Source organism: Streptomyces sp. NPDC101181, assembly GCF_044767975.1.
Taxonomy (GTDB): Bacteria; Actinomycetota; Actinomycetes; order Streptomycetales; family Streptomycetaceae; genus Streptomyces.
On record NZ_JBIWOX010000013.1, the window covers coordinates 36,573 to 52,498 of the forward strand.

The 15,926-nt window shown below is 73.8% G+C and carries 14 protein-coding genes; 7 read left to right on the forward strand and 7 right to left on the reverse strand.

Going from position 1 to position 15,926, the window contains the following annotated elements:
* Positions 1-68: 68 nt before the first annotated feature.
* The 3 genes from ACIRRU_RS19930 to ACIRRU_RS19940 form a co-directional block, all read right to left on the reverse strand.
* Positions 69-212 carry a hypothetical protein gene (locus ACIRRU_RS19930; RefSeq protein WP_403682198.1) on the reverse strand — a complete coding sequence of 48 codons (144 nt, stop codon included), beginning with the start codon at positions 210-212 and terminating at the stop codon, positions 69-71.
* Positions 213-334: 122 nt separating this feature from the next.
* Positions 335-1,951 (reverse strand): MFS transporter, encoded by a 1,617-nt coding sequence (locus ACIRRU_RS19935; RefSeq protein ID WP_403682201.1) that lies wholly within the window; start codon positions 1,949-1,951, stop codon positions 335-337.
* A 237-nt stretch (positions 1,952-2,188) separates the two neighbouring features.
* Positions 2,189-3,196 carry an NAD(P)/FAD-dependent oxidoreductase gene (locus tag ACIRRU_RS19940; RefSeq protein WP_403682203.1) on the reverse strand — a complete coding sequence of 336 codons (1,008 nt, stop codon included), beginning with the start codon at positions 3,194-3,196 and terminating at the stop codon, positions 2,189-2,191.
* A gap of 92 nt (positions 3,197-3,288) precedes the next feature.
* Between ACIRRU_RS19940 and ACIRRU_RS19945 the strand changes: the two genes are divergently transcribed.
* Positions 3,289-3,894: a helix-turn-helix domain-containing protein gene (locus tag ACIRRU_RS19945; RefSeq protein ID WP_403682206.1), complete on the forward strand. Its 606-nt coding sequence runs from the start codon at positions 3,289-3,291 to the stop codon at positions 3,892-3,894.
* A 282-nt stretch (positions 3,895-4,176) separates the two neighbouring features.
* The gene (locus ACIRRU_RS19950) at positions 4,177-5,982 is read left to right on the forward strand and encodes a cytochrome c biogenesis protein DipZ (protein ID WP_403682208.1); all 1,806 of its coding nucleotides are present in this window, start codon (positions 4,177-4,179) and stop codon (positions 5,980-5,982) included.
* Positions 5,983-6,063: 81 nt separating this feature from the next.
* Here ACIRRU_RS19950 and ACIRRU_RS19955 read toward each other — a convergent pair whose 3' ends face one another.
* On the reverse strand, positions 6,064-6,795 hold the full coding sequence (locus ACIRRU_RS19955) for a maleylpyruvate isomerase family mycothiol-dependent enzyme (RefSeq protein ID WP_403682211.1): 732 nt from the start codon (positions 6,793-6,795) through the stop codon (positions 6,064-6,066).
* Between the two features lie 120 nt (positions 6,796-6,915).
* Positions 6,916-7,728 carry a dimethylargininase gene (ddaH, locus tag ACIRRU_RS19960; protein ID WP_403682214.1) on the reverse strand — a complete coding sequence of 271 codons (813 nt, stop codon included), beginning with the start codon at positions 7,726-7,728 and terminating at the stop codon, positions 6,916-6,918.
* 821 nt (positions 7,729-8,549) lie between these two features.
* On the opposite strand from ddaH, the gene ACIRRU_RS19965 reads away from it, so the two are divergent.
* Complete coding sequence (locus ACIRRU_RS19965; RefSeq protein WP_403682217.1) at positions 8,550-9,869, forward strand: MraY family glycosyltransferase; 1,320 nt, start codon at positions 8,550-8,552, stop codon at positions 9,867-9,869.
* Between the two features lie 17 nt (positions 9,870-9,886).
* Here the strand turns inward: ACIRRU_RS19965 and ACIRRU_RS19970 are convergent, their stop codons facing one another.
* Positions 9,887-10,786, reverse strand: a complete 900-nt coding sequence (locus tag ACIRRU_RS19970) for a glycosyltransferase family 2 protein (RefSeq protein ID WP_403682219.1) — start codon at positions 10,784-10,786, stop codon at positions 9,887-9,889.
* A gap of 55 nt (positions 10,787-10,841) precedes the next feature.
* Between ACIRRU_RS19970 and ACIRRU_RS19975 the strand changes: the two genes are divergently transcribed.
* The 3 genes from ACIRRU_RS19975 (at position 10,842) to ACIRRU_RS19985 (ending at position 14,856) form a co-directional block, all read left to right on the forward strand.
* The gene (locus tag ACIRRU_RS19975) at positions 10,842-13,055 is read left to right on the forward strand and encodes a hypothetical protein (RefSeq protein WP_403682221.1); all 2,214 of its coding nucleotides are present in this window, start codon (positions 10,842-10,844) and stop codon (positions 13,053-13,055) included.
* Between the two features lie 116 nt (positions 13,056-13,171).
* A complete protein-coding gene (locus ACIRRU_RS19980; protein WP_363199880.1) occupies positions 13,172-14,146 on the forward strand; it encodes a metallophosphoesterase in 975 nt (324 codons plus the stop codon).
* The gene (locus ACIRRU_RS19985; protein WP_403682226.1) at positions 14,143-14,856 is read left to right on the forward strand and encodes a 4'-phosphopantetheinyl transferase; all 714 of its coding nucleotides are present in this window, start codon (positions 14,143-14,145) and stop codon (positions 14,854-14,856) included. Before ACIRRU_RS19980 ends, ACIRRU_RS19985 begins: the two co-directional genes overlap by 4 nt.
* A gap of 7 nt (positions 14,857-14,863) precedes the next feature.
* Here the strand turns inward: ACIRRU_RS19985 and ACIRRU_RS19990 are convergent, their stop codons facing one another.
* Positions 14,864-15,442: a histidine phosphatase family protein gene (locus ACIRRU_RS19990; protein ID WP_403682228.1), complete on the reverse strand. Its 579-nt coding sequence runs from the start codon at positions 15,440-15,442 to the stop codon at positions 14,864-14,866.
* Positions 15,443-15,707: 265 nt separating this feature from the next.
* On the opposite strand from ACIRRU_RS19990, the gene ACIRRU_RS19995 reads away from it, so the two are divergent.
* On the forward strand, positions 15,708-15,923 hold the full coding sequence (locus ACIRRU_RS19995; protein ID WP_403682231.1) for a CbtB domain-containing protein: 216 nt from the start codon (positions 15,708-15,710) through the stop codon (positions 15,921-15,923).
* Positions 15,924-15,926 lie beyond the last annotated feature (3 nt).

Here is a 15,926-nt window from a genome sequence, read left to right on the forward strand (position 1 = left end):
GGGCTCCCAATGCCACAACGGCGGCCGTCCGGCGGCCCGGCCGTGGGGGCGCCGGGCCGGTGGACCCCTCAGGCGAACGCGGCGATGACGACCTCCGCCCGACTGGTCCGGCTGCCCGCGGCCGCGACGGCGCTGCTCATGGGGCCCGGGGCCGCCCGCACGGCCTCGTCGCGCTGGAAGTGTTCGGCCGCACCGCGTTCATCGGCGTCCACCAGGAGGAGACCTTCCGCATGGAGACGCTCAATCCGCACGCGGACAGCCACGGGCGGCTCCGAGGCGATGCCGGACGGGGCGTCACGAAGCCGTGACGCCCCGCGGGCAGCCGGTCGTGCGGTCAGTGAGCACCGGCGCGTTCCTCGGGCCCGGCCTCCGGCGCCGCCGCGCCGCGCGCGGCCACCGGGCGCGGGGTGTTGCCCGGACCGCGCAGGACCACGTACACGAGCAGAACGGCCATGACGGCGGCACCGGCCCACATGGCCTGCTGCCAGCCCTCGACGAAGGACCGCTGCGCGGCGTGGACCAACGCCTGGGCCCGGCCGCCGGTCGAGGGGGCGACCTCGATCGCGTTGGCTACGCCCTCACGGGCCGTCGCCGCGGCCTCGCCGGGGACGCCGTCGAGCCTGCCGTCCATCGCACCGCGGTAGCCGCTCGCCAGGAGCGCGCCGAGCAGGGCGACACCGAGGGCGGTGCCGAACTCGCGGGTGACGTCGTTCAGCGCGGAGGCGACACCCTGCTCGGCGCGGGGGAGCGAACCGGTGATGGCCTCGGTGGAGGGGGTCATCGACAGGCCCATCCCGGCGCCCATGGCGAGCAGCCCGGCCAGGATCGAGAGGTAGCCCCCGTCGACCGAGACGAACAGGGCCATCAGGATCAGACCGAGAGCGGCGAGAGCGATCCCCGCGGTCATGGTGGAGCGGGCGCCGATCCTCGCGGCCGTCCCGGAGGCCAGAGTGGAGGCCGCCATCATCATGACGGCCATCGGCATCATCGCCAGGGTCGACAGCAGCCCGGACCAGCCGAGCACGGCCTGGAAGAACGGGAAGAGCACCACGGCGATCCCGGCCTGCACACCGAAGACGACCAGCAGCGTGACCGAACCACCGGCCAGGCCGCGCTCACGGAACAGGCGCACGTCCAGCAGCGAGGCGTCCCTGCGGCGCACCTCCCAGACGACGAAGGCGACGGCCGCGGTCGCCCCGACGGCCAGACCGGTCAGGGTGACGGGGTCGGCCCAGCCGCGTTCGGGGCCCTCCTGGAGCACGAAGATGAGACCGATGACGGCGATGGCGGAGAGCAGCGCGCCGACGGTGTCGAAGGAATGGGCGGAGCGTTCACGGGAGTCGGGCACCGATGCCAGCGTCATCGCCAGCGCGACCACGGCCAGGGCCACGGGCAGCACGAACAGATAGCGCCAGTCGGCGACGTCCACCAGGAGGGCGGAGAGGAACATCCCCAGGATGCCGCCGCCACCGGCGACCCCGGTCCACACCCCGATCGCCTTGCTCCGCTGCTCCTCGGGGAAGGTGGACGTGATGACGGCCAGCGTGACCGGCATGATCATCGCGGCGCTGATCCCGGCGGCGACCCGGGCGCCGATCATCACGCCCGCCGTCGGGGCCAGCGCGGCGGCGACACTCGCGGCGGCGAAGACGGTCAGCCCGGCGACCAGCATGGGCCTGCGGCCCAGCCGGTCGCCGATCGCGCCGAGCGGCAGCAGTAGCGCGGCCAGCGCGAGCGTGTAGATGTTGATGATCCACAGGACGGTGCTCTGCGAGGCGCCCCACTCGACGGCCATGTGCGTCTGGGCGACGTTGAGTCCGGACACCGAGGCGATGACCGCCATCAGGGCGATCGATACGGTGATCAGGATCGCGCGCAGCTGACGGGGATCCGGTGCGTCCGGGCCGGGGACCGGCGCGGACGCCGACGGGGGAGACGGGTCGGTGGTCATGTCGTCCTTATCTTCCTTCCGGGAAGGGCATGCGGAAGCAGCGCCGGGACAGGCCGGTCGCCACATCGGTGGGTGTTGGCGTTCGTCGCCGGGATGGGGGTGACCCGCCCACCGCGCGGGCAGCCGGGGCCCGCTTCGCCGGAGGACGGACCGCCGGGAGCTCGGACCGCCGCGGGCGTGCGGTTACGCCATCGCGTGCTGCGTCAGGGCAGGGGTGTCAGCGGTGGTCCCGCCGACTCAGCGGGTGGTACCGCGCGCCGCGGCGAGAGCGGCGTCGGTGTCCGCCGTGGCCAGCTGGGCGTTGATGTGGGCACCGGCCAGGGCTCCGGCCGCCGCCGCGGCGCCGACCTGCGCGGTGGGGTCGGTGGCGTTACCCGCCACCCACACGCCCGGGACCTCGGTGGCGCCCGCCATGGCGGACGCGAAGCGGCGGCCCAGGGCGTCGGGCAGCTCCTCGACCGGCAGGTTCAGTCCGTCGAGGCCCTCGGTGCGGACCTCCATCCGGGTGGCCACGGCCAGAACGCGCCGCTCCACGACGGTGCCGTCGTCCAGGCGTACGCCGGTCAGCGCGCCGCTCTCGTCGTCGACGACCGCGCTGACCGCGGCCTCCACGACACGGATGCCGCGGGCGGCGAAGCGGGCGCGGGTCTCTCGGTCCAGCTCGGACCCCCGGGTGAAGTACACCAGATCGTCGGTCAGTTGGCGGAAGAGCCAGGCGTGGTGGACCGAGGCTGGCCCGGTGGCGAGGACGCCGATCGGCTCGTCGCGCACCTCCCAGCCGTGGCAGTACGGGCAGTGCACCACACTGCCGCCCCAGTGCCGGGCCAGGCCGGGCACCTCGGGCAGTTCGTCGCGCAGGCCGGTGGCCACCAGCACCCGGCGCGCCGTCACCGTACGACCGTCGGCCAGGGCGACCGTGAACCGCGGGTCACCCCCGGCCTGAACCGCGTCCGGGGCGGCGGAGACCACCTCGCCGAAGACGATGCGGCCACCGTACGCGCGTACCTGCTCCCGGCCGCGCCGGAGGATCTCCCGGGGCGGGGTGCCGTCCAGGACGATGAAGCCGTGCATGGCCGCGGCGGGCGCGTTGCGCGGCGCGCCGCTGTCGATCACGACGACCGAGCGGCGCGAGCGCGCCAGCATCAGCGCGCCGTTCAGCCCGGCGGCGCCACCGCCGATCACCACCACGTCCACGGTGGTGCCGGTCAGTGCGTCGCTCTCGTCGGGAGAAGTCTGCGCAGCCATCTCGCGCCCTTTCGTCGTGCGTGGCCCGCTGGGCCGGGCCATCTGGCTGCGACGTTAGCCCCGACTTGCACCAAGGGCATACTCTGTTGCGTATGACGCAAGAAGATGAGCAGCTGGACAGCCTCGTACGCAAACGCATCCGCGCCCTGCGGGTCGCGCAGGGCTGGTCCCTGGAGGAGCTGGCGGGCCGGGCCAACCTCAGTCAGTCGTCGCTGAGCCGCATCGAGAACGGTCAGCGGCGCCTCGCCCTGGACCAGCTCGTGACCCTCGCCCGCGCCCTGGACACCACCTTGGACCAGCTCGTGGAGACCGCCGCGGACGACGTCGTCGTCAGCCCGATGATCGACGGTGCCCTCGGCCGGATGCGGTGGCCCGTGAAGGGCGACCCCGGCATGACCGTGATGCGTCAGCGGATGACCGATCCGCCACCCGACAATCCGGCGCGTATGCGCGCGCACCCCGGCCGCGAATGGCTGGTCGTGCTCTCCGGCACCGCCGTCCTGATGCTCGGCCACCGGCGCTTGCGTATCGAGACCAACCAGGCGGCGGAGTTCCCCACGATGATGCCGCACGCCATCGGCGCCGAGGGGGGACCGTGCGAGATCCTCGGCATCTTCGACCGGGACGCCCGCCGGGGCCATCAGAGGGACGCCGAAGGAGCCGTGCCGGACGGGGAGGACGCCGACCGGCCCCGGTGAAACCCGCCCGTCGCCGCGTAGTCCGGGACGTGGGAGAACGCGCCGCTCCGGCCGACGACCGCCCCGGTCCCCCCGCCGGGACGTCGTCCCGCCCAATCCCCGTGCCGCACCGCTCCGAATCACTGGTGGCGGTCCGTCCGGACCTCCCTCGTCAGCAGGTGGGACCCATGGCTCAGCGACCACTCCTCACTCCCGACCTTCCGCCTCGTTTCGCGACTCCCGATCTCCCGGGGGCGCGGACCGCGGGCGACGCCCCCGCACGTCCGACGGAGGGAGACCGCCATGCTCACACTGGCCCTGATCGGGTTGCTGGGAGGGCTGATCACCGCGGTGTCGCCCTGCATCCTGCCCGTCCTGCCCGTGGTGTTCCTGGCGGGCGGCACCGGCGGCAAGGGGGCTGAGCGCACGGACCCCGGTCCCGGGACCGGGGTTCCGGACGGGCCCCGGCCGACGGGCGGCGCGACCGCCTCCCCCGCGGTGCTCACCGCCCCCGAACCGGAGGCGGCCCGACGCCCGCCGCGCAACCGTCGCCCCTACGCCGTCGTCGCGGGGCTCGTCGTCAGCTTCGCCTTCTTCACCCTGCTCGGCGTGACGGTCATCTCCGCGCTCGGACTGCCGCAGGACATCCTGCGCTACATAGGGCTCGGCCTGCTCGTCCTCATCGGTCTCGGGCTGATCTTCCCGCCGGTCGAACGGATCCTGGAGAAGCCCTTCGCCCGTATCCCGCAACGGCAGGTGAACAAGGAGGGCAGCGCCTTCGCCCTCGGTCTCGGACTGGGCCTGCTGTACGTGCCGTGCGCCGGGCCGGTCCTCGCCGCGATCACCGTCGCCGGAGCGCGAGGCGAGATCAGCGCCGACATCGTCGTACTGACCCTGTCCTTCGCCCTCGGCACCGCCGTGCCCCTGCTGGTGTTCGCCCTGGCCGGGCGCCGGGTCGCCGAACGGGTCGCCGCGTTCCGCAGGCGTGCCCGCGGCCTTCGCGTCGTCGCCGGTTCCGTGATGATCGTCCTCGCCCTGGGGCTCGCCTTCGACGTCACCGCGGCGATCCAGCGCTCGCTGCCGGACTACACCTCCGGCGTACAGAAGAGGATCGAGGACAGCGGCGCCGCCCGGCAGCAGCTCTCCGGCCTCTACGACGACTCCAACAAGGAGCTGTCCCGCTGCGAGGACGGCGCCGACGCGCTCCGCTCATGCGGGCAGGCCCCGCCGCTGGAAGGGATCGACGGCTGGCTCAACACCCCCGGCGACAAGCCCGTGGACCTCAGGAGCCTGCGCGGCAAGGTCACCCTGATCGACTTCTGGACCTACTCCTGCATCAACTGCCAGCGCGCGATCCCGCACCTCCAGGACTGGGAGCGCGCCTACAAGGACGCCGGGCTGCGCATCATCGGCGTCCACTCACCCGAGTTCGCCTTCGAGAAGAAGCGTTCCAACGTCGTCTCCGGGGCGAAGAAGCTCGGCGTCACCTGGCCCGTCGCCCTCGACAACGACCTCACCACCTGGGACAACTACCGCAACCGCTTCTGGCCCGCCAAATACCTCATCGACGCCCGGGGCACCGTCCGCTACTTCAAGTTCGGCGAAGGCCAGTACGACCAGACCGAGAAGATGATCCGCGAACTGCTCCGGCAGGCGGACCCCACCGTGGCCCTCCCCGAGCCCACCGGCCGCGCCATGGACGACCTGACGGCCGGCCGCACGCCCGAGACCTACCTCAGCAACCTGCGTATCCGCGGCTACGTCGGCACTCCTCTGGTGGACGACAAGCCGTCCCTCTACCGCTTCCCCAAGGGCCCGCTGCCGGTGAACAAGCTCTCCCTGGACGGCACCTGGACGGCCGGGTACGAACACTTCACCGCGGGATCCGACGCCCGCCTCGCCATCACCTACCGCGCCAGGAACGCCAACCTCGTCCTCGCCGGTACCGGAAAGGTCACCGTGATCGTGGACGGCAAGGTCACCAGAACGGTCGACGTGTCCGGACCGCCCACCCTCCACCGCCTGACGGACGACCGGGACCCGCGCACCGCCCGCCTCGAACTCCGCCTCGACAAGGGCCTTGAGGCCTACGCCTTCACCTTCGGCTAGGAACCCGAGCAGTCGGGGGAGGGGGAGAGGGCGGCGCCGGGCGGCCGGTTGCGGATCCGGTACGGCGCCGGGCGTGCGGGGTCAGATCCAGTACGGGGCCGGGGGTACCGGGCCGCCCGCGGAGAACGTCAGCCGCGCCCCGGACGCCCGGCCGGTGAGCCAGCCGAGCAGTTCGGCCTGGGTGCCGGACACGGTCGGGCCTCCGGCGGCCAGGTCGAGGACCAGACCGGTGTCCGTCGCCTCGATCCGCAGGGCAGGAGTGTCGGGCCGCCCTCGCTGGGCTTCGACGAGATCCTCGATGATCCAGCGTGCCGCCTCCCCGGGGACGTCGGCGCAGGTGTAACCGCGCGCCAGGTCCACGTGGTGGACCTCCAGTTCACGCAGGCGGATCGAGACCAGTGAGGCCGGTGTGCGCAGTTCGCCGGTGCGCGTCCGGACCTCCTGGTGCCACGCCGGGGCGGCCAGGCCGCGTACGGCGGTGTCGAAGCGTTCGGCGCTCTGCACGACATCGTCGGCCAGTTCGTCCACCGGACGGATCGCCCCCGCCTCGATCTCCGCCGCGCGGGCGTCCATGCTGGCGTACTGGGGCGTCTCGAAGCCGCTGCCCGCCCAGAAGAGCAGGCGGCAGAGGCTGTCGGCGGCGCGGGCCACGTGTGTGATCACGTGGCCGCGCGTCCACGGCGGCACGAGGCTCTCCCCGGTCACGTCCGTTCGGGACAGTCCTCTGACGGTGTCCACGAACCGCTGTGTGGAAGCCGTGACCGGATCGAGCAGCGTCTGTTCCCGCGGATAGGTCATCACCTGTTGTTCCACTCCCCCCGTTGTCCGGCATGTGAGATCGCGTATCCGTATGCCGGTATCCGGGGGGACTCTAGGAGCAGGCGCCGCGGGACGTCAACAGCGTCCGCCCGGGAAGGGGTCCGCCGCGGTGGATCAGGGCGCGTGGCGCAGCTCCAGGGTGCAGCACTTGACGCTGCCGCCCGCCTTGAGGAGCTCCGAGAGGTCCACGCCGATCGGCTCGAACCCGCGGGCGCGCAACTGTCCCGCCAGACCGGTCGCGTTCTGCGGGAGCACCACGTGGTGACCGTCCGACGTCGCGTTCAGCCCGAACACGGCGGCGTCGGCGGGGGAGGCGATGACGGCGTCCGGGAACAGCCGCTCCAGGACGGCACGGCTGCCGGGGGAGAAGGCCGGGGGGTAGTACGCGATGGTCGTCCCGTCGAGGACGGTGAGCGCGGTGTCCAGGTGGTAGTAGTCGGGATCGACGAGGGTCAGCCCGATCACCGGATGCCCGAAGAACTCCTGCGCCTCGTCGTGCGAGCGGGGGTCGCTGCGGAAGCCGGTGCCCGCCAACAGCCAGTCCCCGGCCAGGAGATAGTCGCCCTCTCCCTCGTTGACGAAAGCGGCCGTCCGCGGCTCGGGGAAGCCGTTGTCGCGCAGCCAGTCACGGTAGGCCGGGCCCTCCGCGATGCGTTCGGCGTCGCGGAACCGGGCCACGAGGGCCCGCCCCCCGATGACGGTCGCGCCGTTGGCCGCGAAGACCATGTCGGGGAGACCGGGGACGGGGTCGATCGTGTCGACGGTGTGCCCGAGGCTCAGGTAGACCTCACGCAGTCGCTCCCACTGGGCTATGGCCAGCGGGGTGTCGACGGGCTTCGCCGGGTCCATCCAGGGGTTGATGGAGTAGACCACGTCGAAATGGGTGGGCCGGCACATGAGGTAGTGCCGGGGACGGGCGGTACGCATGGGTGTGGATCCCGATCGTCAGGGGCGGCCGGTGAGATGGTCGCCGGTCGAGGTGAGGTGCCCGCTCGCGGGCGGATCGCAGCCGATTCCGGTCCGTACGAGGGTGACCGCCGCCGGACCGCGATCGCGGGGCGAGAGGCCCGCGCCCGGTCCCGCGGAGCGATCCGGGTCTGCCCGGAGATGATCGGCGCCGGCGGCCCGGTCGTGCCCGGGACCCTGGAGGTCGCGGCCCGGTGGGGCGAGTCGGCGGGGGCCTCTCGGGCCCGTGTGTGTCGCCCGGGGGCCCTCGGACCGCCCGCGTCCTCCTCGCGTCCGGAGTCCAGGAGGGCCGGTGAAACGCGGGGCCTCCGGGTCCGGAGCCCGAACGTGACGACCCGCATGGAGGCGCCTTCCTGGATGGGGGATCGGCTGGCGGTTCAGTTAAGCAAGGCATACCTAACAAATCAACGGCCACTGGTGGCCACGACGGTCGGCACCGCTGGTCCGGGGGCTGCCGCCCCGGCCGGCCGACGGGTCGGCCGCGCGGCTGCGGCGCTGGTCGGTGGGGCCGGGTCTGACGGTCCGTCCGGGCGGGCGCTGGGACCTCGGGCCGTCAGGCGGTCGGGCGGCGACGACCGCCAACCCCCGTTTCTGTCCCGGCGCTTGGGGTCGAAGGAGAGCTCACCCCCAGTCCGAGGCCGCCCGCGCGAGGCCACCGGGCGCCAGAACAATGGTCATCCCTTTTCGTGTTATTTGGGATGTATGCGGACATTGGCCCGTAAGTTGGGGAGAAACGCCACCCGAGTGGCGTCCTGTGTCCCCGACGAGGAAAGGCAGGGCAGGTGAACGTGCTGGGGATCATCGCCTCCGGTGTGGCCGCGCTGTTCGTCACGGTCGTACTCGCCAGGGCCGCCCGCCGCGCGGCGCTCCGGCCCTCCGTCCCGCACGACCCCGCCGGGCGGGCGCCACGGACCCGCGGCCGGGCCCGGCTGCTGCGCGGGGCGGGCGGTGCGACGGTCGTCCTCGGCGTGGGGGCCGCCGTCGGCGGGGGCCTGGTGCTCGGCGTCGCGGACGACGCGGCGGGGCCGGTCGCGGGAACGCTCGCCGGGGCCGCCATCGTGGCCGCCCTCGGGCTGCTCCACGATCTCCGTCCGCTGTGGCCCGTCCTGCGGCTCGCCGTCCAGTCGGGTGCCGCGGTCCTCGTCGTCTGCCTGGCCGGGCTGTCACCGGCGGCGGGCGTCCTCGCCGCGCTCTGGATCGTCCTCGTCGCAGGCGCCTTCGCCCTGCTGGACCAGTCCGACGGTGCCCTCGTCGCCGTCGGACTGGTCACCTCCGCCGGGCTGCTCGCCTGCGCGGTCCTCGACGGCGGCTCCGGCGCGGCCCTCCTCCCGGCCGCCCTGATCGCGGGGCTCCTCGGTTTCCTGCCGCACAACTGGCGCCCCGCCCGCCTCCATCTCGGCGGATGCGGCGCCCAGTTCACCGGCTTCGTCCTGGCGTCCTGCGGCGCGCTGACGCAGAGCGCCGCCCCGTCCGGGCGCACCGCGTGGGCCGCGTTGCCGGTCCTGGCCACGGTGGCCCTCGCCGACCTCGCACTCGTCGTCATCTCGCGCCGCCGCGCCCGGCGTTCCCCGCTGCGGGACACGGGCGACCACATCACGCACCGGCTGCGCCGTCTGCGCGTGACCGTGCCGGGCGCGGCGATCCTGCTGGCCCTGTGGGCGGGGGTGCCGGTGGTCACCGGAACGCTGGTGTACGCGCGGGTGCTGCACCCCGCCCTCCTGCTCGTACCGCTGGCCGGGACCGTGGCCGCCGTGCTCGCCCTGCTGCGGATTCCGGTGTACGCCGCCCCCTCGCGCCCCAAGGCCCGGCGCGCCCCGGTCGGCCGGACGCAGGCAGCCCCGGCTCCGGTGCCCCTACCCGGCGGCACCAGGCGTGCGCCCGCGGCCCCGGCCCCCGTCCCCTCGGCGGGAACCGTGCCCGTCGTGGCGGGCCCCGTCCGGCCCGCGGCCCCCGCGCTGGTCCCGGGCGCCACCGCTCCCGCCGACGCCGCGCCTCCCGCGTCCGGCGGGACCGGCACCGCCAGGACCGCCGAGGGCCGCCCCACCGTCCCGCCGCCCCCGACCGACCGCTCCGGCGCCCCGGTCGCCGCCGACCGGAGCTGAGCCGTCCCGGCCCGCGCTCACCCGCGCCACCGGCCCAGGGCGGCGCGGACCGCCGTACGCGCGTAGGGGGAGACCATCAGCAAGGGCGCCCACGGCCAGGTGTGCCGCAGGCAGTACACCCACCACTGACGGGGCGGCAGCTCCCGGGCGGACACCAGCCGGCGCAGCGCCTCCCGGGCGCCGATGCCGGGCTCCCGCGAGCCGGGCCGGTCCGGCCCCTCGGCGCACACACCGAGATGGCCGGGCGCGACGAACGCGGGCACTCCGGTCCGCCGGACGCGGCGCCCGTGGTCGTAGTCGGCCATCCGGTGGCGGAAGATTTTGTCGGGATCCCCGACCAGGTCGTAGACCCCCCGGGACAGCAGCACCAGCCGCCCGTCGTACGTGTCGCAGGGCTCGGGCCGGTGCTCGCCGGGCTCGACGAGCGTCAGGGACCTGCCTCGCCGGCCGGAGTGCACCGTGTTCCCGTCCGGGTCGCGGACCGCGCCGACGACGACCGCGTCCGGACCGACCGCGTCGGCCGTCTCCAGCAGCGTCGCGAGGGCGTCCGGGGCCAGTTCGACACCGTCGTCCAGCCACAGCTGGTGCGTCCAGGCGTGGCTCGGCCCGTCCGGCGGGCCGATCGGGCCCCCGCCGCCGCCCCCGCTGCGACTGTTGCGGCTCGCGATGCGCAGCGCCTGGTTGCGCGGGACCTCCGGGCCCACCGCCATGACCTCCACGGCCGGGAAACGCCGCCGCACCGCCTGCGGCGTACCGTCGGTGCTTCCGGTGTCGACCAGGTGCACGCCGAGCGTCGTCCCGGCCGGAAGCCCGCGCTGCTCCGCCAGCGCCCGGAGCGCGGACAGCGTCCTGGCGCGGCGGTCATGACTCGTCATCAGCACGGCCAGGTGAGCGGAGTACGCGGTGGGCTCCTCCATGGAAGCGATCTCATCACCCAGGCATGGAATCTGATATTCCGCATAGGCTCAGTGGGTGAGTGCCGAACCGATCGCGAACCCGCTCCGGCCGGAGCCACGGAATGCCCACCTCCGCTCCGGCCGTCTCGTCCCGGTGCTCGCCTTCCTGCTCGCCGCGGTGTGCGTGACGACCATCGCGCTGACCGCGACCGTCCGCGGCACCGTCGCCTCCCCGGGCTTCTACGGGTCCGTGCTGGACGAGGAGTCGGCGTACGACCGGCTCTACAGCGAGGTGCTCGTCGACCCGGAACTGTCGCCCGTCACCCGCGACCTGCTGGCCCGCCTGCCCGTGCCCGAGGCGCTGGTGACGTCCAACATCAAGGTCGTGCTGCCGCCCGAGACCGTTCGCTCCCTCACCGACCAGCAGATCCGTGCCGTCACCGGCCATCTGCGCGGCGAGAGCGACGAACTGCGGCTGCGGGTGGACATCACCCCGGTGCTGGAGAACCTCGGCGACCTCGCCCGGATCTACTTCGGCGACCTGGTGGCCAACCTCCAGGGCCGCGACCAGCCGGACTTCGCACGCTTCACCGCCGACCTCGACTCCGCGCTCGGCGAGCTCAAGCAGGGCCGGGCCCCCGCCCTGCCCGACCTGCCGCTCACCGCCGGCCAGGCGGAGCGGGCCGCCACCGCTCTGCTCGCGGCCGCGCCCCGGGCGGAACGGGCCGCCCTGCGACCGGAGGTGGAGGTGGCCCTGGCGCAGGGCGATGTGGGGACCGCCCTGGCGGCCACCGTCGCCGCCGTCCTCTCCGACAGCTCCCGCGACGCCGTGGCCGGACTCCGTACGACGCTCCGGAACGGTACGTGGGACCTCACCGGTACCCTGACCGCCGCCGGGAACGACCTCACCGCCCTGGAGGAGGCGCGCGACGCGATCCGGCTGCTGACCCTGATCCAGACCCTCGCCGTCGTCCTCGCCCTGGCCGCGCTCACGACGCTCTGGTTCACCTCTCCTGCGGCCCCGCCCCGACGGCTGATGCGGCTGGGGCAGGCCCTGGCCTGCGGCGGCGTCCTGACCGCCGGGCTCGTCGCCCTGGCCCGCCTGCTCACCGGGGGCCGCTTCCTCACCATCCCCTCCTCCTGGGCCCCGAGCGTCGCCGCGCTCGTCGACGACCTCCAGCGCACCGCCGCCGACCAGGTGGTGAGCACCGGGCTCGGCGCCGCCCTCACCGCCCTCGTCGGCGGTGCGCTCCTCACCGGCACGGGCTGGGCGCTGCTGGTCCGCCCGAACCGGATGCCGACCCCCACCCCGGCCGCGCTGCGCGGTACGGCGGCGGGCGTCGCCTGCGCGGCACTGGCCGGAGTCCTGGCGGGACCGCCGGTGTTCGGGCCGTCCGCGCCCCGGCACTGCCAGGGCAGCAGCCGCCTCTGCGAGCTGCGCTACGACGAGATCGCCCACCTCACCGCCCACAACGCCATGTCCACCACCGCCGACCGGTTCATCGGGCCCCTCCAGGACCCCGACATCACCACCCAGCTCAACACCGGCGTCCGGGCCCTCCAGCTGGACACCTACCGCTGGGAGCGGCCGCAGGACATCGCCGCCCGGCTCGACGACGCGGAGTTCACCCCGGAACAGCGGCGGCTCGTCGCCGGCGCGATCGACCGGGCCAACCCGCCGCGCGAGGGGCTCTGGCTCTGCCACAGCGTGTGCCGGGCCGGTGCGATCGAACTGGTCCCGACGCTGAAGGAGATCGGGGACTGGCTCCGCGCCCACCCCACCGAGATCGTCACCCTGATCGTCCAGGACGACATCAGCGCGCAGGACACCGAGGGGGCGTTCCACCAGGCGGGACTCGACAGCCTCCTGCACACCCCGTCGAAGGACCCGGACGAGGAGTGGCCCACGCTGGAGGAGATGATCGACGCCGGGCGGCGCCTGGTGGTCTTCGCCGAGAAGGCCGACGGACCCGCGCCCTGGTACCGCAACTTCTACCGGTACGGCATGGAGACCCCGTTCGCCTTCCGCAGCCCCTCCGAGATGACCTGCGAGCCCCACCGCGGCGGCACCGGCAAGCGCCTCTTCCTGCTCAACCACTTCATCACCGACGGGGGCGGCAGCCGCCTGGACGCCGGACAGGTCAACACCCGCGACTGGATCCTGGAACGCGCCCGCGCCTGCGAGGCGCGACGCGGCAGCCCGGTGAACTTCGTCGCCGTCGACTACACGACGATCGGCGACGCCCTGGGGGCGGTGGACGAACTCAACGCCCGCCGTGCGGACCGGTGACGGACCGCAGCCCCCGGGAGGATGGTCATACCGGCGTGAGAGGCTACGTTCCAGGCGGCCCGCACCGCGCGGGCGGGGCCTGACGAGTTGCCGACAAACGGGGGGAAGCAGCGCCCATGACCGCTCCGAGCGACCCGGCACCGCACGGTGCCCCCACCGCCGTCCCCGCCACCGCGGAGGGACCCCCGGGGCAGGCCGCGGGACGCCTGCTGGCCGTGAGCGACCTGCACGCGGCGGTCGCCGACAACCGGCCCATCGTGGAGTCCCTGCACCCCACGACCGACGCGGACTGGCTGATCGTCGCGGGCGACGTCGCCGAGACCCCGCAGGACATCCGCTGGGCGCTCGAACTCCTCGCGGAACGTTTCGCCCACGTCATCTGGACCCCCGGCAACCACGAGCTGTGGACCCTGGGGAAGGACCCGGTCCAACTGCGCGGCCAGGACCGCTACACGCACCTGGTCGAGCTGTGCCGGAGCCTCGGGGTGACCACCCCCGAGGACCCCTTCCCGCTCTGGCCGGGACCGGACGGACCGGTGGCGGTGGCCCCGCTCTTCCTGCTGTACGACTACACCTTCCGCGCCCCGGGCACGCACACCAAGGAGGAGTCGCTGGCCGTCGCCCACGAGGCCGGGATCGTGTGCAACGACGAGTACCTCCTGCACCCGGACCCCTACGCCACCCGGGACGACTGGTGCCGCGACCGCGTCGCCCGCACCGAGCGCCGCCTCGCGGAGCACGACCCCGCGATCCCCCTGGTCCTCGCCGGGCACTGGCCCCTCGTTCGGGAGCCCACCTCGGTGATGTGGTACCCGGAGTTCGCCCAGTGGTGCGGCACCGAACTCACCGCCGACTGGCACCGCCGCTTCAACGTCGCGGCCGTCGTCTACGGCCATCTCCACATCCCGCGCACCACCTGGTACGACGGAGTCCGCTTCGAGGAGGTCTCCATCGGCTACCCCCGGGAGTGGCGGGAGCGGGGGCACCCGCGCGGACTGCTGCGCCAGATCCTCCCGTACGAGGGCGACGGCGCCCCGGCCGACGCCGGGCCCGCCGCTTCCCAGCACCGCACGCCCGGAGGTCCCGCGTGATCGAGCGCCTGTTCCCCGCCGAGGTCTCCTGCGCCGCCACCCGCGCGGAGACCGTCCCGGACGGGAGCCTCTTCCCCGAGGAGGAGGCCCTGGTGGTCAAGGCCGTCCCCAAGCGCCGCAACGACTTCGCGACGGCACGCGCCTGCGCCCGGCGGGCCATGGCGCAGCTCGGTCTGCCTCCGGCCCCCGTGCTCCACGGACACCGGGGGAGACCGCTGTGGCCCGAGGGCGTCGTCGGCAGCCTCACCCACTGCGGCGGTTACCGGGCGGCCGCGCTGGCCCGGTCCACGGACGTGCTGTCCCTGGGGATCGACGCCGAGCCGCACGCCCCGCTTCCCGTCGACGTCCGGGCGCTGGTGGCCCTGCCCGAGGAGCGTGAGCGGATCGGCCCTCCCGAGGCGGAGGGGACGGACGCCGTCCACTGGGACCGCGTCCTGTTCAGCGCCAAGGAGAGCGTCTTCAAGGTCTGGTATCCGGTCACCCGCGTCGAACTCGACTTCAAAGAAGCGGACCTGACGTTCTCTCAGGAGCACGGCGAGGAGAGCGGACGTACCAAGGACGGGGTGGCCGGGGGTTCCTTCGCCGCCCGGCTGCTGCGGACCGATCCGGCCCTGCCGACGACCCTGGAGGGGCGCTGGCGGATCGAGGACGGCGTCGTCGCCACGGCGGTGCTGGTACGCCCCGACTGGCGGACGGGCCGGACCGGCTGACGGGACATCAGCGGCCGGGGTCTCCCAACGGCCGCCCCAGCCGTACGTTCCACCGGCCCGACCGCCCGCTGAGTTCGGTGAGGGAGAGCGGGGCGACGTCCAGCCGCCAGAACGCTGCCAGTGGCAGACGCAGACCGTGGACGACCGCCCCCCGGAGCAGCGAGGGTTCGACGACCGCGCAGACGCCGTCCGGAGCGTCGAGGCTCTCCAGCCACGCTCCGGCCCGGTCCACCAGATCCCGCAGGGACTCCCCGCCGTGCGGGGCCGCCGAGGGGTCGCCGAGCCAGGACGCCACCTGCGCCGGCTCGGCCGCGCCCACCTCGTCGAGCCTGCGGCCGGTCCAGCGGCCCAGGTCCCAGCCGGTCAGGGCCGGTTCGGTCCGGGCGGCCGTCAGTCCCAGCGCGGCCGCCGTCCCGAGGCACCGCTCGGAGGGGCCGCTCAGGTGCGTCCCGGCCCCTGGCACCGCGCCGGCCGCCGCCTCCGCCCGCTCCCGGCCGGACCGGTCCAGGGGGGCGTCGCCGTCGAAGCGGGCCTCCCGCAGCGCCGCGTTCGCCGCCGGTGAGACCAACATCACCCGAACTGTCATGTTCCTGTCTCCACTCCTTCGGCGGGGGCCTCACAGCCCTTTGCTCCATAGGGAACCGCGGTCCACGGCCCCGCAGATTGGACCATGGCGGCGGCCGGGCGCAGGCGGTATGGTCGCGTCGACCATGACGAGGGTGTGACGGAAGTCCGGTGAGAATCCGGCGCGGTCGCGCCACTGTGTACCCGCTTTCCCGCGGGAAGTCAGACCCGGCACTCTCGTCCCGGCCACCACGACAGGGACGCGTGTTCCCCCAGGAGGTTCTGTCATGGCACAGTCATCCGCTCCCGCCGCGGGAGCGTCCGCGATCACCCCGGTACCGGGCAGGACCCTGGCCCCGTGGGCGGTCTTCTTCGGTGTCCTCATGCTCGTCCTGCTCTACTTCGTCGGTGCCGAACAGGGCGCCACCGCGCTCGTCTCGGGCGAGGGCGTCCACGAATGGGTCCACGACGGCCGTCACCTGCTCGGTTTCCCCTGCCACTGACCC